Source organism: Micromonospora zhanjiangensis, from assembly GCF_042650605.1.
In the GTDB taxonomy this organism is placed as follows: Bacteria; Actinomycetota; Actinomycetes; order Mycobacteriales; family Micromonosporaceae; genus Micromonospora_J; species Micromonospora_J zhanjiangensis.
The window spans coordinates 1-16,665 of sequence record NZ_JBHSBN010000040.1 but is presented as its reverse complement, the minus strand read 5'-3'; the positions used below and the strand labels follow the sequence as shown (position 1 = coordinate 16,665).

Here is a 16,665-nt window from a genome sequence, read left to right as displayed (position 1 = left end):
GCCCCACAAGTGCCCGGAATGCCGGTTCGTCAAACGTCCTGATCGGACGCGCGGGCCAGCGTCGGCCGTCCGATGCCGACCGCCGGCGGACCGGCCGGCGTGGGCGGGCGCTGCCCCGGCAGGTGCGCGGCGGCCGGCCGGCCCCGGTCGGCGCGGAACGCGCCCGGGGTCCGACCCACCTGACGCTGGAAGAACCGGCCGAAGTTGGTCGGCTCGGGGAAGCCGAGCTGCCGGCCGATCTCGGCCACCGACCGGTCGGTCGCGGCGAGCAGCCGCATCGCCTGCAACGCCACCCGGTCGTCGATGACCTGCTTGGCGCTGCGGCCGGTGGCCGCCAGGCAGGCCCGGGTCAGGGTCCGGACCGAACACCCCAGCCGCTCGGCGTAGTCCTCCGCCCGCCGGGTCCGCCGGTACGTCCGTTCCAACTCGCGGCGCAGCCGGTGGAAGGTCACGCTCTCGGCGTACGACGCCGGCGGCTCGTACCGGCCGCCGGGCAGCAGGTCGAGCCGCAGCAGCAGCACCGCCAACTGGTGGCGGAGCAGGTCGGCGGTCCGGCCACCGTCGACGTGCCGCTGCCGGTCGACCACCAGCTGACTCACCTCGCTGATGACCGCGTCCTCGTCCTCGCCGGCGAGTTGCCAGTGGGTCCGGCCGGCCGGCTCGTCCACGTCCGGGCCGAGGCCGGTCAACAGGTCGGCGTCCCAGGCCAGCAGCACCGCGTCGAGGCCGGGCTGGCCGCCGTACCGGACGGCCTGCCCGGGCCGGGCCCGGATCAGGGTGCCGGGTCGACACTGGTACGTCTGGAAGTCCACCTCGTGCGTGCCGTGCCCCACGGTGACCAGCAGCAGGGCGTGCCGGTCGAGCAGCAGCGGGCGTCCCGGCCGGGGGGACACCTCCCGCAGCGTGGTCGTGTCGAGCCCGGGACCGGTCCGGTCCGACGCGGACGGCCGCCCGTCGACGTCGGGGGAGAGGCGACCTGAGCTGACCATCCGCCCGACGGTAGCCGCCGGCCGGCGCCCCCGCAGCGGATCGCCGACCGAACCGGGCAGGTCCACCCGGACGGGGCACGTCCGGTCCGGACGAAAGCGTCCGGTAATGTCCGGACAGCTTGTCCGGGCCGGCCGCCCGGACTAGGTTACCGAGCGGTAGTCGGAGTTCCGGCGGACCGACCACCGCCCGCCCAGGTCGCCGGTTCCACCGGGTCGCCGGTGGTGGAGAGAGGGTGCGCATGCCTGGCCTGTTCGCGGTCGACGGCAAGACGGTGCTGGTCACCGGCGGGTCCCGCGGGATCGGACTGATGATCGCCCAGGGTTTCGCCGAGGCGGGCGCGCACGTCATCGTGTCGTCCCGCAAGGCGGAGGTCTGCCAGGCCGTCGCCGAGCGACTGTCCGCCGTGGGGACGTGTGAGGCGATCCCGGCCGACCTGTCCACCGTCGAGGGCGCCGGCCGGCTCGCCGAGCGGGTGCTCGCCCGGCACGACCGGCTGGACGTCCTGGTCAACAACGCCGGAGCGACCTGGGGCGCGCCGCTGGAGGCGTACCCGGAGAGCGCCTTCGACAAGCTCTGGGCGGTGAACGTCAAGGCGGTCTTCACCCTCACCACGGCCCTGCTGCCGGCGCTGCGGGCGTCGGCGAGCGCCGACGACCCGGCCCGGGTGATCAACATCGGGTCCATCGACGGGATCCGGGTGCCGTGGATGGAGGTGTACGCCTACTCGGCGACCAAGGCGGCGGTGCACATGCTCACCCGCAGCCTGGCCCACCAGTTGGCGCCGGAACGGATCACGGTCAACGCGATCGCGCCCGGACCATTCGAGAGCAAGATGATGGCGTTCGCGCTGGACGACCCGAGCGCCCGGGCCACCATCGAGCACCAGGTCCCGCTGGGCCGGATCGGCCGACCGGACGACATGGCCGGCGCGGCCATCTTCCTGGCGTCCCGGGCCGGCTCGTACCTGACCGGCGCGGTGATCCCGGTCGACGGGGGGATCACCACGCACGGCTGAGAAGGGTCAGCGACCGGCCAGCAGGCGGTTGACCGCCGTGTCGACGTCGAGGTGGTCGGCCTCGCGGCCGCGGGGCACCACCACGTAGGTGCGCCGCAGGAACCGCACCAGCACGCTGCGCGGCACCTCGAACAGGGCGTTCCCGTCCGGCGAGGACAGGGCCAGCGCGACGAAGTCGCCGCGCGGGGTGGCCCACGGCCAGACCCGGACGTCGCCGATCCCGGCCGGCTCGTCGAGCCCGGTGACGAGCAGCTCCCGGGCGAAGGACCAGCTCACCGCCTCGCCACCGGCCGATTCAGCATGAAACAGGACATGAACCGCATACGGATCAGAAGGATCGTAGCGTAGACTGGCGCGTACCGGCAGCGCGGTAGCGTCAGGCGCGACAAGCCTTAGCGACGTCTCGACCTCGACGGTCGTCGGTCGGATGACACTCATGGACGTTCTCCCCCCGGCACCGCTGCGGAACGCGCGTGTTCCGCGTTTCCATACTCAGGTGATACTCGTGGCTACGCTCCGCCATGCTCTGATCTCACCCGGTGGTGGGATGGCGGTCCGGAAACGCCGTGCGCATGGAAAGAATCATGTAAAGTATCTGTTTTGCCCAAGTTGGTGAGCCCGCCCGGAGTGGGTGGTCCGGACAGTGACTCACTCCGGTAACGTCCAGTCGTCCCGTCGAGTGACGGGCGCGGCCGACACTGGCCTGGGAAATGGCGATGAATCTCCTCAATGGAGCATTTACCTAGAGTCACGCGGCCCGCGAGCGGCGGTTGGGGGCGGGGGAGACGTGTCGAATCATGAGCGGGCCGACCGGGGCGAGCGGTCGACGCCGCCCCCGGACGGCGCCGGCTCCGGCACGACCGTCCGGGACGCGCCGGGCCGGGAGCCCCGCCGGGGCCGGGTACGGATCACCCTGGACCTGCTCCGGGCCAACCCGACCGGCCGGGTGGTGCTCAAGATCACGGTGGCCGTCCTCGGAGCGTTGGTGGTCGCGGTCGGCCTGGCCCTCATCCCGTTGCCCGGTCCGGGCTGGCTGATCGTCATCGCCGGCCTGGCCATCTGGGCGGTCGAATTCATCTGGGCCCGCCGATTGCTCGAATTCACCCGACGAAACGTGCGCGGCTGGACAAAATGGGTGGGTCGACAGTCCATTCCGGTCCGGGCGCTGCTCGGTACCGTCGGTCTCGCCTTCGTCGCGGCGGTCGTCTGGGCATCCCTGAAGTACAGCTTCGGCATCGACGTGGTCCAGCGCGCGCTGGCGTACCTGGCAACACACTGACCCCCGGATGTGCGCGCGGGCGGGGCGATCGGGTAGAGTTCCCGGCGCTGAGGGCGATTAGCTCAGCGGGAGAGCGCTTCGTTCACACCGAAGAGGTCACTGGTTCGATCCCAGTATCGCCCACCGTGCATGTATGCAGGTCAGGAGCCCGTCACCGGAGTAGCCGGTAACGGGCTCCTGACGTCTTACCCCTTAATTGGAAGCAGATTGGGAGCAGGGCCTCCGGCGCTGGTGTGCGTTGCGTTGGACCCATCCGGCAGCCGGGCGTTACCCATCAGCGCGCCGGTTGGTCTCTTGAGGAGTCGGACTACCGCTACCGGCGCTCATCATGGGGCGCCAGTTGTGGCTTACGGGCCTGCTGGCGGCCGCCGGTTCGGTGGATTGTCTATTCGCCGCTCCAGACGGCGGGGTCGTGTATCGAGCTATGGGGCGAAAGGCAGCGTTCGGGGATCAGAGCACCATGACGGACCCGTCGCGCGAGGGCATCGGTCGTAGACTGTGCGACGCCTGTTCGGACGGCGCGCGGGCTCGCGCTGGGCGTCCAAGATTTCGTTGAGCGAGCCTCGTGAGCACCCTCGGTAGTTTCATCTGGTCGATCGCGGACCAGCTTCGGGGCCCCTACCGCCCCAACCAGTACGGCAAGTGATCCTCCCTCTCACGATCTTGCGCCGCCTCGACTGCATCCTCGAGCCAGACCGGGAAACGGTGCGGGAGTTGGCGGCGAAGTACGACAACCCGAACCGGCTGAGGGTCGAGGTCAAGAAGGCGACCAGCCGGCCGTTCTACAACACCTCGAACTACTCCTTCGCCAACCTGCTCGCACCCGTCTCGTCGATCAACAGGACACCGTCGGGGTGCCCGAGACGAGCCACGACAAAGTCCTGCACGTCCGCGCGAACCATGGCGTCGTCCCAGCTTGCCCGACCGATGAAATCCTGCATACCGCCCGGACCGTCGTCACCGGCGTGCTCCGCGATCGTCCAGCAATTCTTGGTCGGCAACGGCGCCAGCAGTCCGGCCAGGAAGTCCCGCACCCGCCTGCGGGGCTCAGACCGGCTAGAACGCGACCCGATCGCATCCATCAGCTCGTCGAACAGCCCAGACCACCGTGCAGCGTCTACTCTGTAGGCGGCCGCCACCGCCGTATCCTGTTTGGTCCACACAACCTCAGGCTCGACGGTGGCTGCTTGCCGTCCACGGACAAAACCACACCGTCAGAGCAGGCCAGAACGGATCTCCTGCTGGATTAATAGTCTGGTCCGGTCGGCTGAACGGAGGAGGGCGCGGTGGGTGCAGGTCAAGATCCGCACCAACTCGTCAACAGAGTGATCGAGCTCGCCGGCCGGATCAATTTCGGCCGCCGCTACTACGAGCGTTTGGCCAGCCTGGATGAACGGGCGGGCAGGCAGGGCCACCATCCCGACCGGGCGGAGCTCGCGGCGGTGTTGGCGGAGACCGGTCTCGACTTCGTCTACTCCGCGCGGGAGTGCTTCTTCGAGCACGCTGAGACGCACGGCGGCTTCGAGATCGTCATGACGGCCTCGTTCCGGACTTCGTCGGCCGAGTTCATGCTCTATGTGACCGCCGGTGACGTGGTCGCCGGCGGCCCGTACCCGAGGCTCGCCCGACAGGTGGTCCAGGCGGTGGATCCGGATTTCACTCCGGAGCCCTTCTCGCCCAAGCTTCCATTCGCGAACGCGGAGCAGCTCCGCGAATGCGTGCGCTTCGCGGCCGCGCTCTTCGAGGATTTCCGGGACGAGTTCATCAACAAGACACTCGGATAGCGGAGGAGTGCCAGTCCGAGCCCTGCCCACGGCACAGCAGCGGAGCACACCGGCATCGGGCCCAGCCGAGGCAATCAGACCAACGATGCCGTTAGCGGCGAGCCGTACAGCAGCGAAGCACAGCGTGGCACGGCGTCGGAGGGGTAGGGCTACCACACGAACCGGTCGTACTCTTGCCGGATGGACGGGTCGGCGAGCTTCGATGAAGCCCTTGCTGCGGGGCGTGACATGCTTGACCGTGCCGACGATATCGAGGCTGTGCTCTCGCTGATGCGATCGCGGGGATACCCGATGATCCCGTGCATCAAGGCCGTCCGCGAGCTGCTGAGCGTGGACCTGGGCGAGGCCAAGCGCCTCGTGCATCACAGCCGTACCTTCGCCGATGAACGGCCGGCCCATGAAGCTTTCCACGGGAGCCTGCTGGCCTTGGTGGAGAAGACCGATCACCAACGCGCGGTACAGCAGGGAAACGAACGCCCGCAGATCGGCTGACTGCGTACGCGACCACCTAACGGCGACACCACGCAGCGGCTGGCAGCCCTGAAGCCAGGGTCGTACCGTGCGAAGTAGAGGGACCGGGCCGTGCGGGAGCCGGTCCACCATCGCAGGGAGCGTGCGCCATGCCGACGATCGGCGAGAACCTTGCCCGCATACGAAGGGCACTACCACTCACCCAAGAGCAGTTGGCCGAGAACGCCGGCATCTCCGTCGAGACGATCCGCAAGCTGGAGCGCAACGAACGCACCTCGGCCCGGATGGAAACCCTCCATCGGATCGCCCGAGCACTCCACGTCCCCACCACGGCCCTGATCGGCGACGCGTCCTCGGCCGCCGCCCGAGCCGAACCGACCCAGCGACCGCTGGCACTGCTGGAACTGCGCCGCGTCCTGATGCCCGCACGCGGGCTTGCCGGACACCGGCCGGCCGGCCCGCAGCCCGACCAGCCACCGACGCTCGACGCGGTCCGGGCCGAGCTGCGCCGCGTCGACCAGACGTACCACCGCAACGACTACGCGGCCACGATCACCGCGTTGCCCGGCCTGCTGACCGCCGCCCGGACCGCCGCCGGCGAGGCCGACGACACCCACCGCGAGCAGGCGTACGCGCTGGTCGCCCGGGCGCATCACCTGACCGGGAACCTGCTGATCCAACTGCGGGCCGGTGACCTGGCGTACGCCGCGTTGACCGCCGCCTTGGACGCGGCCGAACGGTCCGGCGACCAGGTCATCAGCGCCACGGTGCTGCAAGGCATGACGTGGCTGCTGCTGCGGCAGGGGCGGCTACGTGAGGCGGAGGACGTCGCGGTCAGCGCGGCCGACGCGATCGAACCGCGGTTCTCCCGTGCCCGGCCGGATGACTTGGCGGCGTGGGGGTGGCTGCTCATGAGCGCCGCTGCCGCTGCGGCGCGCGACAATCGGCCGGACGACGCGAGCACGATGATCGACTCAGCGGCCGCAGCCGCGGTACGGATCGGTGAACGGCATCCCGACGGCGCGCATCTGATGATGGTGTCCGGGTTCGACCGGCAGCGGGTCGAGATGCAGCGGGTCGAAACAGCGGCCGTCGCGGGCGAGCCGGGTCGGGTGCTGGAACTGGCCGGCGACGTCCGGGGCGGCACGGCGGTGACGTCGAGTTGGCATCGGCATCTGTTGGATGTGGCGTGGGCGCACGCCGAGATGGGCCAGCACGCTGACGCGACGGAGGTCCTGTCGGGCATCAAGCGCTCGGCGCCGGCGTGGTTGCGGCAGCAGCGGTACGCGCGGGACATCGTCGAGACGATTGCACGGCCTCGGCGGCGTGCGATGTCGACCGAGCTGACCGAGTTGGCGTCGCTGGTGGGTGCCGAGGCGTAACTGGTACGTACTGTACCGGCTTCGTAACGTTCAGTCCGGTCCGGTACGGCCCGTACATTCACTCTCTGTCGCCGCACCCGGACTATTGAGCCACGGCCAGCGGATAGGTGCGCTGGTCGCCCCTAGACCGGGTGCGGCGCCTCGCTTCGCGGCGTGACGCTCCGTGCCCGGCCGTCGGGGCGCGGCGGTGTGCTCCCTCCGTCTCGATCCGGAGTGGTCCTTTCCTCCACCGCCGCGCCCCCGGCTACCCGGGAGAGCGCGAGGGGACTGTTCAGCCGGCGACCCACGCCGGACAAGATCCTGCGAGCGGCCCGCCAGGCCGACGCCGAGGAAGCCGCCAAGGCCAAGGAACGCCTGCTGCGCCTGGCCCGCGCCGAGAACGGCGACCGGACTCCCACGCCGACCGGCCGGATCGGCGGCGACCGGTGACCGCGATGGTCGTGCCGGTCAGCATCACCGACCTGGTCGCCACCGCCAACGCCACCGTCGACGAACACTGGCAGCGACCGGGCACCGCCTGGCGACCGGTCTGCGGTGACTGCACCGACGACGGATGCCCCCGGCTGGAGTCGGCGCACCGGTACCTGGACCGGCTCGCGGCCCGGGTGTTGGCGTCGTGAGTGACCCGTCGAAGGTGCATGCCGACCTGGTCAAGGCGGCGAAGAAGATGGTCACCGAGCACTGGTCCGGGCCGGACGGCTGCCCGATCTGCAGGGTTCACAACTGCGAGGCCCGGGCCACAGCCCGGCGGTACCTGGAAGAGCATGCCGGTCCGGCACCGGCGGCGATCATCCGAACGGAGAGGCTGTGACGCGCGACCGGGTGCCGTTCTGGGTGATGTTGCTGATCTTCACGGTGCTGGTCGTGGTCGGCACCGTGATGGACGTGCGCGGTACCGGCGGCAGTCGGTAGGCCCGAAACGCGCCCACGGGGCCGGCCTGGACGAAGCTGGGTGGGCCCTGCGTCGTTCACCCCCACCGAGCGGAGGATACGAGCGACGCGAACGCCCACCCATCCGAACGGTGAAGCCGGCGCCTGAATTGGCAAGGCGGTTGCACTTTTTTCACTTCGAGGGATGATGGTGGTTGGCGTGGGATGAGAGGAGGGGCCATGGCCACGGACGCGGTTGTGCCAGCGGATGATGAAGGTGCTTCGCTGGCCGAGTTGGCCAGTTTGCTTCATGAGGGCTCGGGAGAGCTGGCCGTCCGCCGTGGTGCGGCTCAGGTTGAGGTTCCGGTGTCGGTGCGGGACGTGTTGACCAGGATTGCCGACGTCTTGGCGTCCGGGCGTGGGGTTGCGATCGTGCCGGTGGACCGGGAGTTGACGACCACTGAGGCGGCAGGTTTGCTCGGAGTGTCCCGTCCGACCCTGATCAAGCTGCTGGAAGCCGGTGAGATCGGCTACTCGCGGCCCAACTCGTCCCGCAGGATTCCGCTCGACCAAGTCTTGGCCTACCGAGACAGACGCGGTCAAGCCCGCCGGGCGATCCTCGACGAGCTGACCGCGGACGCGGTCGAAATGGGCATGTACGGCCAGCCCGCACCGGCCGAGACGGACGACGCGGCCTGACACGTGACAACGATCGCCGTCCTGGACGCCAACGTTCTGATCCCCAACGCATTGTGTGACTTCCTGCTGCGGCTGGCCGAGGAAGAGTTGTACCAACCGCGATGGTCAACGGCCATACTCGATGAGGTTCGACGGCATGTGCCGGTCTCGGTGGCGGCTATCGAACGGCGCATCGCGTTCATGAACGCCGCGTTCGAAGACGCCCTGGTCACCGGCTATGAGCCGTTGATCGACCAAATGCGCAACGATTCAAAGGACCGTCACGTGCTGGCCGCGGCGGTAGCCTGCGGAGCGGACTCGATCATTACCTGCAACCTCCGCGACTTCCCGCTTGACGCCTGCCGGCCCCACGGGGTGGTCGCCGAGCATCCCGACGCTGTTTTGCTGGATCTGTGGGCCCGTGAGCGACGGACCCTGCTGAGAGTTCTCGGCGAACAGGCGGCAAGCACCGGCCGTCGCGGTAACCAGCTGACGGTTCAGCAGGTGCTCGACTACCTGGCGAACGCTGGGGCGCGTCGGTTCGTTGCGGCGGTTCGGCAAGACGTGCCGCCTGTGGACGACGTCCCAGTCACGTCTCTAGGACGCCGCCCCGACAGGTGACCGACGAATCGGCAGCGCCTCACCAACTGCCCGGGACCTCCAGGAGGATCAGGAAGCCCGGGACGGGGTTCACCACGACGTTCACGTTGGCCGCCACGACCACCAGTGCGGCCACGGCCGCCACCGCCGCGAGCACGCTGAGCCACCGCCGGCGTCGGCGCCACGTCACCACCGACAGGCCGATGAAAAAGGCTGCCAAAAGGCCGACCAGCAGACCCTTCCACACGTGCCAACGCACGTACTCGTCCAGCATCACGGTCAGGGCCGGCGACGCCGGGCCGTTGGCGAGCTGGTCGTGGATCTGGGCCAGGGCGGCGGTCACCTCGGCGTCGGTTGAGCCGGCCAGGATCCACAGCAGCGTGCCGAACGGCGACACGGCCCCCTGGACGTTGGCGATCAGCAGCACCGCCGCGACGAGCGCGAGCACCCCGATCGGCAGCCGGAACCGCCGGAGCAGGACGGCCAGCGTCACCAGCACCGCGAGCAGCGGCACCGCGATCAGCACCCGGATCAGGTGGTAGGAGAACTGGTGGTCGACGAGGTGCTGCAGGTCGGCCGGGAAGTCCGGACCACCCGAGGACCAGTAGGCGACGAAGGCGCGCGGAAACTCGTCGAGCCGGTCGGGGCCCAGCAGCAGCGGCGGGGCGAGGAAGAACGCGGCGGTCAGGAACACGGCCATGGTGAGGAGCCCGGCGTCACGCCGCCGGGCGGTGGTGGTGAGCAAAAGGGGACTCCTAGTCGGATCGGCTGCGCAGGTACGCGAGCACGGCGAGCACCCGCCGGTTGGTGTCGTTGCTGACCGGCAGGTTCAGCTTGGTGAGGACGTTGCCGATGTGTTTGACGACACCGGCCTCGGTCAGGTGCAGGATCCCGGCGGCGGCGGCGTTCGAGTGTCCCTGCGCGACCAGGGCGAGGACCTCGCGTTCCCGGGGGGAGAGCTGTTTGAGCGGGTCGCGGCGGTGTTGCATCAGCTGCCGTACGACCTCGGGGTCGACCACCGTGCCGCCCTCGGCCACCCGGCGCAGTTGCCCGGCGAACTCGGACACGTCGCCGATGCGGTCCTTGAGCAGGTAGCCGATGGACCGGCCGGAACCCGAGGCGAGCAGCTCCCCGGCGTAGCTGTGCTGCACGTACTGGCTGAGGGCGACCACCGCGAGCCCGGGATTCTCGGCGCGCAGCGCGATGGCCGCCCGCAGCCCCTCGTCGGTGTAGCCCGGCGGCATCCGGACGTCGGTGACCACGAGTTCCGGGCGGTGTTCGCGGACCGCGGCCAGCAACGCGGGGGCGTCCCCGACCGCGGCGACGACCTCGATCCCGAACCGGGGCAGCATCGCGCTCAGCCCCTCCCGGAGCAGCACCGAGTCCTCGGCGATCACGACGCGCACGGCAGCTCCACCCGCAGGGTCGTCGGGCCGCCGGCCGGGCTCGACAGCAGCAGTCGGCCCCCGGCCGCGGCGGCCCGGTCGGCGAGCCCGGTCAGGCCGGATCCGCGTACCGGGTCGGCACCGCCGCCGCCCTCGTCGCGGACCTCGACCAGCAGCCGGTCGGCCCGGCGCCGGACGGTGACGGTGACCTCGGTGGCGGCGGCATGTTTCACGGCGTTGGCGAGGGCCTCGGAGATGGCCGCGTACGCGACCGACTCCACCTCCGCCGGGAAACGCGACGAGGGGATGTCGACGCGTACGTCCAGCGAACTCGCGGCGGCCAACTCCTCGACGGCGGCCCGCAGCCCCAGCTCCCGCAGCGTGCGCGGGCTGATGCCCCGAATCAGGTCACGCAGCTCGGTCATCAGCGTCATGGCCTGGTCGTGCGCGGCGGCCAGCGTGGCGGCGGCCGGCGACGACGGCGGCAGGTCGAGCCGGGCCATCCCGATCTGCATGGTCAGGGCGACCAGGCGCTGCTGGGCGATGTCGTGCAGGTCGCGTTCGATGCGCAGCCGCTCGGCGTCGAACGCGTGCGTCAGCCGGGTCCGGGACCGGGCCACCTCGACCAGTTCCTCGGACGGCTCCGGGTACAGCAGCGTCCGGGCCAGCGCGGCGTGCGCCCCGCCGAACAGCGCGGTCAGGTAGAGCAGGACCGGGATGAGGAGCAGCCCGCCACCGATCCGGCCGGCGATTCCGGCCGGGGAGTCCATGACCGACAGCCGGTAGTGCACGGAGATCGGCGTCGATGCGATGATCAGCCCGACGATCCCGAGCACCCCGAGCCAGATCGGGCCGACGACGCCGAGCAGCACCATGTAGGCCACCGCGCGCCAGGTGGCCGGGTCGGTGTAGAGGCGGCCGCCGGGCCCGGGCGACGGCGGGGCGTCGCCGACCAGCCGGAGCCGCCACCGTTCGGCCCGGGCCGTCGCGAGCGCCAGCCGCGGGCCGCACAGCGCGAGCAGACCCACCCCGACCAGCCCGAGGCCCGCCGCCACGATCAGATAACCAACCGTACGCCCGGCGAGCAGCACCACGACGGCCGAGAGCACCGGCGTCAGCGGCACCGCCAGCAGGAGCCAGAGCAGGCCGGCGGCCACCGCCGTCGTGGCCGAGTAGGCGACCCCACGCCACGGCCAGGCCGACACCAGGAACCGTCGCCCGGTCACCGCCCGCAGCAGCGTGTCTGTCATGTGCCCAGGCTAGGCGGCCGCCCATGATCTCCGACAGCATGCTGGATCGACCCCTGGGGTAGACCTGGCCCTACCAACCGGCCGGGACCGGGACCACCGCCCGCCCGGCGACGGATCCTGACGAGGTCCGGACCGCCAGGTCACACGGTGAGGACGATCTTCCCGGCGGCATGACCCGCGGCCAGATAGGTGATCGCGTCGGCCGCCCGGGCGAGCGGGTACGTGCGGTCCAGGTGCGGCGTCAGGGCCCCGGATTCGGCGAGCCCGGCCAGGAATGTCAGGTCCTCGGCGTTCTCCTTGGCCATCGCCCCGCGCAGCCGCTGTCCCACGAACGCGGAGAGCAGTGGCGCGCGCAGCGCCCGGTCGAAGCCGCCGAGCAGCGGGCCGCCGTGCTCGCCGCCCACCAGTACGAGGCTGCCGCGGCGGGTCAGGGCGCGGCGCAGCAGCGACAGGGGGCGGTTGCCGGCGGTGTCGACGATCAGGTCGTACCGGCCGGGGTCCCGGTCGATTTCCTGGCGGGTGTAGTCGAGGACGTCGACCGCCCCCAGCGAGCGGACCAGGTCGGCCTTGGCGGTGGAGCACACGCCGGTGACGGCGGCGCCGAAGTGCGTGGCGAGTTGGACGGCGAAGCTGCCGACGCCGCCGGCCGCGCCGATGACCATGACCTGCTGGCCGGCCCGTACCCGGCCGAAGTCACGCAGGGACTGCAGCGCGGTGACGCCGGAGACGGGGGTGACCGCCGCCTGCTCGAACGAGAGCCGGGCGGGCTTGGTGGCCAGGCGGCTGACGGGAGCGGTGGCGTACTCGGCGAACGAGCCGGTGTCGCTGGTCCCGTACACCTCGTCGCCGGGCCGGAAGCCGGTGACGCCGGCACCGACCGCCTCGACGACCCCGGCCAGGTCCCGGCCGCGGACGGCGGCCTTGGGGCGGCGCAGTCCGAAGCCCAGGGCGCGCACGAGGTACGGGCGGCCGGTCATCAGGTGCCACACGCCGGGGTCGACGCCGGCGGCGCGGACCCGGACGAGGACCTCGCCGGTGCCGGGGGTGGGCGGGTCGACGTCGCGGAACTGGAGGACGTCGGCGGAGCCGTAGCGGTCCTGGACGATGGCTTTCATCTCATTCCTCCCCGGGATCGGTGTAGGAGAACACGTTGTCGATGGGGACGCCGAAGACGCGGGCGATCTGGAAGGCGACCTCCAGCGACGGCGAGTAGCGGCCCTGTTCGATGGCGATGACGGTCTGGCGGGTCACGCCGATGCGCTCGGCGAGGTCGGCCTGGGTCATCTCGCCGTGTGCGAAGCGCAGGGCGCGGATGTTGTTGGTGACGCGGGTCGGTTTCACCACTGGGGGAGCCTGCCGTGGTACATGCCGATTTTAGCGATGGAGCCGAGCACCGCGGACAGGACGAAGCACAGGTAGATCACGTTGGCGATCCAGAACCGGTGCCATCCGGCCAGGGCCATGAACATGGCGGCCGTGGCGCCGATGACGACGAACGACTGTCCGATGTGCTCGCCCAGGCGGCCGATCTGCCGGTCCCGTACGTCGGTGACCCGGGCGCGGCGCGGCCCGGCGGTGACCATGTCGAGCACGATGTTGGCGAGGATCGCGGCGCCGATGCTCCACAGCATGGTGGCGGCGTAGGGCACGTCGGTCAGCGGCCGGCCGGCCGCGCGACCCAGAACGATGATCGTGTACGCGGCGTACGCGATCACCGCGACCACCAGCATGATCCATGCGCGTTTCTCCTGGTGCGTCATGACCCAGCCCTTCGATGTATAGAATCTTTGACACCACCAATGTAAGGCTTACTTGACCCGATGTCTAGCTTCTTTTACATCGACCGACCGGGTTGACATACTGCCGTGGTGACGGTCAAGGCGCTCATCTTCGACTTCGACGGCCTGCTGATGGACACGGAGACCACGCTGCTGGAGAGCTGGCGCTGGGAGTGGCGGCGGCACGGCCTGGAACTCGCCCTGGACGGCTTCTTCGCCGACCACGGCGGCGACGCGAACGAGTCGCGCTACGCCGCGCTCGCCGCGGCGGTGGGGCCGGCCTACGACCGTGCGTCCAGTCACGCGCTGCGGATGGCGTACCGGGCGGACCTGAACGCGGCACTGGAGCCGGCACCGGGCATCGTCCGGTGGTTGGACCGGGCCGGTGAGCTGGGACTGCGGCTGGCGGTGGCGAGCAGTTCCCCGCTCACCCATGTGGGCGCGATGCTCGACCGGGCCGGGCTTCGCGCGCGGTTCGAGGTCCTGGCGACCGGCGAGGAGGTGACCGCCCACAAACCCGACCCGGCCGTATATCTGCTGGCGCTGGAACGGCTCGGCCTGCCGGCGCCGGAGGCGGTCGCGTTCGAGGACACCGCGCACGGCGTGGCGGCGGCGCGGGCCGCCGGGCTGCCCTGCGTGGCGGTGCCGAACCCGTACGCGGACGGCGCCCGCTTCACGGCGGCGGACCTGCTGCTCACCAGCGCCACGGACCTGTCCCTGGACGTCGTCCTGGCGAAACTGGCCGGGAACGCCGGCCGGACCCGCCGACCGGATCCGGAAGATCTGTCCGGCACGGTGTCGAATCCGGGGCGGGCCGTTCGTAGCACGGGTGAGAGGCGGTCGGACCGGGCCGCCGGGACAGAGGGAGTCATGGCATGACGCGGTACGTGGTCTCGTTCAACGACGGCGCGATGGACCACATCCCCGCCGAGGAGATGCCCGAGGTGGCGAAGTCCGCGCACGCGGTGGTCCAGGAGGCCGTGGACGCCGGCGTGTGGGTGTTCGGCGGCGGGTTGGAACGGCAGCAGGCGAGCGTCGTGGGCGCGGACGGCACGGTCACCGACGGCCCGTACCCGGAGACCAGGGAGGTCATCGGCGGGTTCGCGATCCTCGACGTGGCCTCCCGCGAGGAGGCGCTGAGGTGGGCCGCCAAGATCGCCGCCGGTTGCCGCTGTGCGCAGGAGGTCCGGGAACTCATGCCCGACGAGGAGCAGGACGCGATGCTCCGCAAGGCCGACCGGCGATGGTGAGGACGGCGGGGCGGGAAGGCTGAGGCGCCGTCGGTCGGGCATTCCGGAGGCCCGACCGACGGCGCAACGCGGTGTCAGTTGTTTCTCATGATCGCTTTGATCTACCTACACCGGGATGAACCGGGTCGACACTAGCCTTCGGGTTGCCCACCACCCTGACGGAACTACCAGCACCGGCACGACCACGTATGTCAACACCACCACGTACTCTCCTACGCCGAGCCCTCGGTGGTCGGCCGCACCACCGCGGACGGCAAGTGGATCAAGCAGGAATTCTTCTACGAGCCCGGCACCCGCCGGTTGCAGAACGTCCGGGCGGCGACCCGCACCGCCGGCACGCTGAACTACATCACCGACACCACCTACAGCTACGACGCGGTCGGGCACGTCCTCAAGGCATCCGACGCCCCGGTCGGTGCCACCGCCGACCACCAGTGCTTCACCTACGACTACCTCAACCGGCTCACCGAAGCCTGGACGCCCGGTAACGGCGACTGCGACGCGGTGCGGAGTGTCGGCGCTCTCGGCGGCCCGGCGAAGTACTGGAACAGTTGGACCTTCGACACCACTGGTAACCGGCGCACCGAGGTCGTGCACGCCGCTGGCGGCGACACCACCTCCACGTACACCTATCCGGCGGCCGGCCAACCGCAACCGCACACTCTGACGCAGGTCAAGACCGTGGGCCCCGCCGGCACCAAGACGATCGCCTACGGCTACGACAAGACCGGCAACACCACCAGCCGCCCCGGCACGGGCGCGAACCGGCAGACCCTGACCTGGGACGCCGAGGGTCACCTGGAGAAGGTGGACGAGAACGGAGTCGTGAGCACCTTCGTCTACGACGCCGACGGCAACCGGCTCGCCCGCCGGGACGGCTCGGGCACCACCGTCTACCTCCCCGGGATGGAACTGAACTCCACCGGCGGAAGCAACAAGACCGCGACCCGTTTCTACACCCACGGCGATCAGACGGTCGGAGTCCGTACCAACGACAACAAGCTCACCTGGCAGTTGGCCGACAACCACGGCACCAACACCGTCACCGTCGACGCGACCAGCCAGACCCTGCAGCGCCGTTACTCCACGCCCTTCGGCGGTGACCGCGGCGCCGCACCGACGTTCTGGCCGGACGACAAGGGCTTCGTCGGTGGCACCAAGGACGGCACCGGCCTCACCCACCTCGGCGCGCGGGAGTACGACCCGCAAACCGGCCGGTTCATCTCCGTCGACCCGATCATCGACCCGTCCGACCCGCAGCAGATGCACGGCTACGCCTACGCGTCGAACTCGCCCACCAGTTATGTCGACGCGACCGGGCTGCGGGAACTGTGCGGCACCGGTAACGGCGACTACACCTGCGGCGGCACGACCACCGAGGTGAACGGGTCAAGCCCGGACCCCGGCACGGCCGCCACCCCGCCCACGCCTCAGCAGATCGCCAACGACCTCGCCAACGCCAAGGCGGAGAAGGAGCGGGCGGCAGCGGTCAAGAAGAAGTCCCTGCTCGACATGATCAAGGAGCAGGGCCTGGCGTTCCTGCTCGACTTCTTCGGCATCACCGACATCATCAACTGCTTCACCAAGGGCGACATCGGCGCCTGCGTCCAGACCCTGGTCGGACTGATCCCCTGGGGCAAGGTCTTCAAGGCCGGCAAGGCGATCATGTCCGGAATCAACCGGGCTTTCAAGACGTACAAGGCATGGCAGAAGGCGATCCGGCTGGCGGAGCAGGCCATCGCCCGAGCCGACGAAGCCATCGCCGCACTGCAGAGGAAAGCCGACGAGATCGCCGAGGGACTGTAAAAAGAACGGTGTAACTCCTGATCAAGGAGACGCACCTGATGACCGTGACGACTGACGCCGTGGATACTGCCGCGGTGGCGAAGAAGAAGCAGCAGGAGCCTGGCCTGCCGGCCGGGGTGAACGCCGA

The 16,665-nt window shown here is 70.1% G+C and carries 21 protein-coding genes, 1 tRNA gene and 2 pseudogenes; 15 read left to right on the top strand and 9 right to left on the bottom strand.

The window, feature by feature from the left end:
- Positions 1-29 precede the first annotated feature (29 nt).
- A complete protein-coding gene (locus ACFOX0_RS31275; RefSeq protein ID WP_377552753.1) occupies positions 30-989 on the bottom strand; it encodes a helix-turn-helix transcriptional regulator in 960 nt (319 codons plus the stop codon).
- Positions 990-1,228: 239 nt separating this feature from the next.
- On the opposite strand from ACFOX0_RS31275, the gene ACFOX0_RS31270 reads away from it, so the two are divergent.
- Positions 1,229-2,005 carry a glucose 1-dehydrogenase gene (locus ACFOX0_RS31270; protein ID WP_377552751.1) on the top strand — a complete coding sequence of 259 codons (777 nt, stop codon included), beginning with the start codon at positions 1,229-1,231 and terminating at the stop codon, positions 2,003-2,005.
- Positions 2,006-2,011: 6 nt separating this feature from the next.
- On the opposite strand, the gene ACFOX0_RS31265 is transcribed toward ACFOX0_RS31270, so the two are convergent.
- Positions 2,012-2,443, bottom strand: coding sequence for an SsgA family sporulation/cell division regulator (locus tag ACFOX0_RS31265; RefSeq protein WP_377552749.1), 432 nt, complete (start codon positions 2,441-2,443; stop codon positions 2,012-2,014).
- A gap of 349 nt (positions 2,444-2,792) precedes the next feature.
- Here ACFOX0_RS31265 and ACFOX0_RS31260 point away from each other — a divergent pair, with 349 nt between their 5' ends.
- The 3 genes and pseudogenes from ACFOX0_RS31260 to ACFOX0_RS31250 all read left to right on the top strand — a co-directional run.
- The gene (locus ACFOX0_RS31260; protein WP_377552747.1) at positions 2,793-3,284 is read left to right on the top strand and encodes a TIGR02611 family protein; all 492 of its coding nucleotides are present in this window, start codon (positions 2,793-2,795) and stop codon (positions 3,282-3,284) included.
- A gap of 51 nt (positions 3,285-3,335) precedes the next feature.
- Positions 3,336-3,407 (top strand) — tRNA-Val (locus ACFOX0_RS31255).
- A 519-nt stretch (positions 3,408-3,926) separates the two neighbouring features.
- Positions 3,927-4,046, top strand: a pseudogene (locus tag ACFOX0_RS31250) (hypothetical protein); the annotation flags it as partial.
- A 59-nt stretch (positions 4,047-4,105) separates the two neighbouring features.
- Here ACFOX0_RS31250 and ACFOX0_RS31245 read toward each other — a convergent pair.
- Positions 4,106-4,366, bottom strand: a pseudogene (locus tag ACFOX0_RS31245) (transposase); the annotation flags it as partial.
- A gap of 243 nt (positions 4,367-4,609) precedes the next feature.
- On the opposite strand from ACFOX0_RS31245, the gene ACFOX0_RS31240 reads away from it, so the two are divergent.
- The 8 genes from ACFOX0_RS31240 to ACFOX0_RS31205 all read left to right on the top strand — a co-directional run bounded on the left by ACFOX0_RS31240 (position 4,610) and on the right by ACFOX0_RS31205 (position 9,090).
- The gene (locus ACFOX0_RS31240; RefSeq protein WP_377552743.1) at positions 4,610-5,068 is read left to right on the top strand and encodes a hypothetical protein; all 459 of its coding nucleotides are present in this window, start codon (positions 4,610-4,612) and stop codon (positions 5,066-5,068) included.
- Positions 5,069-5,248: 180 nt separating this feature from the next.
- Positions 5,249-5,560: a hypothetical protein gene (locus ACFOX0_RS31235; protein ID WP_377552741.1), complete on the top strand. Its 312-nt coding sequence runs from the start codon at positions 5,249-5,251 to the stop codon at positions 5,558-5,560.
- 128 nt (positions 5,561-5,688) lie between these two features.
- The gene (locus ACFOX0_RS31230; RefSeq protein WP_377552739.1) at positions 5,689-6,921 is read left to right on the top strand and encodes a helix-turn-helix domain-containing protein; all 1,233 of its coding nucleotides are present in this window, start codon (positions 5,689-5,691) and stop codon (positions 6,919-6,921) included.
- A gap of 213 nt (positions 6,922-7,134) precedes the next feature.
- Entirely contained in the window at positions 7,135-7,350 is a 216-nt protein-coding gene (locus ACFOX0_RS31225) for a hypothetical protein (RefSeq protein WP_377552737.1), read from the top strand.
- Entirely contained in the window at positions 7,347-7,541 is a 195-nt protein-coding gene (locus tag ACFOX0_RS31220) for a hypothetical protein (protein ID WP_377552735.1), read from the top strand. The genes ACFOX0_RS31225 and ACFOX0_RS31220 overlap by 4 nt, the downstream gene beginning before the upstream one ends.
- A complete protein-coding gene (locus ACFOX0_RS31215) occupies positions 7,538-7,732 on the top strand; it encodes a hypothetical protein (protein ID WP_377552733.1) in 195 nt (64 codons plus the stop codon). Before ACFOX0_RS31220 ends, ACFOX0_RS31215 begins: the two co-directional genes overlap by 4 nt.
- A 299-nt stretch (positions 7,733-8,031) precedes the next feature.
- The gene (locus ACFOX0_RS31210; RefSeq protein ID WP_377552731.1) at positions 8,032-8,490 is read left to right on the top strand and encodes an excisionase family DNA-binding protein; all 459 of its coding nucleotides are present in this window, start codon (positions 8,032-8,034) and stop codon (positions 8,488-8,490) included.
- 3 nt (positions 8,491-8,493) lie between these two features.
- Entirely contained in the window at positions 8,494-9,090 is a 597-nt protein-coding gene (locus tag ACFOX0_RS31205) for a PIN domain-containing protein (RefSeq protein WP_377552729.1), read from the top strand.
- Between the two features lie 19 nt (positions 9,091-9,109).
- Here ACFOX0_RS31205 and ACFOX0_RS31200 read toward each other — a convergent pair whose 3' ends face one another.
- From ACFOX0_RS31200 to ACFOX0_RS31175, 6 genes are all read right to left on the bottom strand, one after another.
- Complete coding sequence (locus ACFOX0_RS31200; protein WP_377552727.1) at positions 9,110-9,814, bottom strand: hypothetical protein; 705 nt, start codon at positions 9,812-9,814, stop codon at positions 9,110-9,112.
- A gap of 10 nt (positions 9,815-9,824) precedes the next feature.
- A complete protein-coding gene (locus ACFOX0_RS31195) occupies positions 9,825-10,421 on the bottom strand; it encodes a LuxR C-terminal-related transcriptional regulator (RefSeq protein WP_377552789.1) in 597 nt (198 codons plus the stop codon).
- Between the two features lie 41 nt (positions 10,422-10,462).
- Positions 10,463-11,704, bottom strand: a complete 1,242-nt coding sequence (locus tag ACFOX0_RS31190) for a sensor histidine kinase (protein WP_377552725.1) — start codon at positions 11,702-11,704, stop codon at positions 10,463-10,465.
- Between the two features lie 140 nt (positions 11,705-11,844).
- Positions 11,845-12,819: an NAD(P)-dependent alcohol dehydrogenase gene (locus ACFOX0_RS31185; RefSeq protein ID WP_377552723.1), complete on the bottom strand. Its 975-nt coding sequence runs from the start codon at positions 12,817-12,819 to the stop codon at positions 11,845-11,847.
- Between the two features lies 1 nt (position 12,820).
- The gene (locus ACFOX0_RS31180) at positions 12,821-13,048 is read right to left on the bottom strand and encodes a helix-turn-helix transcriptional regulator (protein ID WP_377552721.1); all 228 of its coding nucleotides are present in this window, start codon (positions 13,046-13,048) and stop codon (positions 12,821-12,823) included.
- On the bottom strand, positions 13,042-13,464 hold the full coding sequence (locus ACFOX0_RS31175) for a hypothetical protein (RefSeq protein WP_377552719.1): 423 nt from the start codon (positions 13,462-13,464) through the stop codon (positions 13,042-13,044). Before ACFOX0_RS31175 ends, ACFOX0_RS31180 begins: the two co-directional genes overlap by 7 nt.
- Positions 13,465-13,572: 108 nt before the next feature.
- On the opposite strand from ACFOX0_RS31175, the gene ACFOX0_RS31170 reads away from it, so the two are divergent.
- The 3 genes from ACFOX0_RS31170 (at position 13,573) to ACFOX0_RS31160 (ending at position 16,538) form a co-directional block, all read left to right on the top strand.
- A complete protein-coding gene (locus tag ACFOX0_RS31170) occupies positions 13,573-14,361 on the top strand; it encodes an HAD family hydrolase (protein WP_377552717.1) in 789 nt (262 codons plus the stop codon).
- A complete protein-coding gene (locus ACFOX0_RS31165) occupies positions 14,358-14,732 on the top strand; it encodes a YciI family protein (RefSeq protein WP_377552715.1) in 375 nt (124 codons plus the stop codon). The genes ACFOX0_RS31170 and ACFOX0_RS31165 overlap by 4 nt, the downstream gene beginning before the upstream one ends.
- Positions 14,733-14,960: 228 nt before the next feature.
- On the top strand, positions 14,961-16,538 hold the full coding sequence (locus ACFOX0_RS31160; protein WP_377552713.1) for an RHS repeat domain-containing protein: 1,578 nt from the start codon (positions 14,961-14,963) through the stop codon (positions 16,536-16,538).
- Positions 16,539-16,665 lie beyond the last annotated feature (127 nt).

Bases quoted from the DNA above. Each gene is read 5' to 3' on its own strand.
- ACFOX0_RS31165 (WP_377552715.1), top strand. From the start codon at position 14,358: ATGACGCGGTACGTGGTCTCGTTCAACGACGGCGCGATGGACCACATC.
- ACFOX0_RS31265 (WP_377552749.1), bottom strand. From the start codon at position 2,443: ATGAGTGTCATCCGACCGACGACCGTCGAGGTCGAGACGTCGCTAAGG.
- ACFOX0_RS31190 (WP_377552725.1), bottom strand. From the start codon at position 11,704: ATGACAGACACGCTGCTGCGGGCGGTGACCGGGCGACGGTTCCTGGTG.
- ACFOX0_RS31270 (WP_377552751.1), top strand. From the start codon at position 1,229: ATGCCTGGCCTGTTCGCGGTCGACGGCAAGACGGTGCTGGTCACCGGC.
- ACFOX0_RS31185 (WP_377552723.1), bottom strand. From the start codon at position 12,819: ATGAAAGCCATCGTCCAGGACCGCTACGGCTCCGCCGACGTCCTCCAG.
- ACFOX0_RS31275 (WP_377552753.1), bottom strand. From the start codon at position 989: ATGGTCAGCTCAGGTCGCCTCTCCCCCGACGTCGACGGGCGGCCGTCC.
- ACFOX0_RS31210 (WP_377552731.1), top strand. From the start codon at position 8,032: ATGGCCACGGACGCGGTTGTGCCAGCGGATGATGAAGGTGCTTCGCTG.
- ACFOX0_RS31175 (WP_377552719.1), bottom strand. From the start codon at position 13,464: ATGACGCACCAGGAGAAACGCGCATGGATCATGCTGGTGGTCGCGGTG.
- ACFOX0_RS31195 (WP_377552789.1), bottom strand. From the start codon at position 10,421: ATGCTGCCCCGGTTCGGGATCGAGGTCGTCGCCGCGGTCGGGGACGCC.
- ACFOX0_RS31230 (WP_377552739.1), top strand. From the start codon at position 5,689: ATGCCGACGATCGGCGAGAACCTTGCCCGCATACGAAGGGCACTACCA.
- ACFOX0_RS31235 (WP_377552741.1), top strand. From the start codon at position 5,249: ATGGACGGGTCGGCGAGCTTCGATGAAGCCCTTGCTGCGGGGCGTGAC.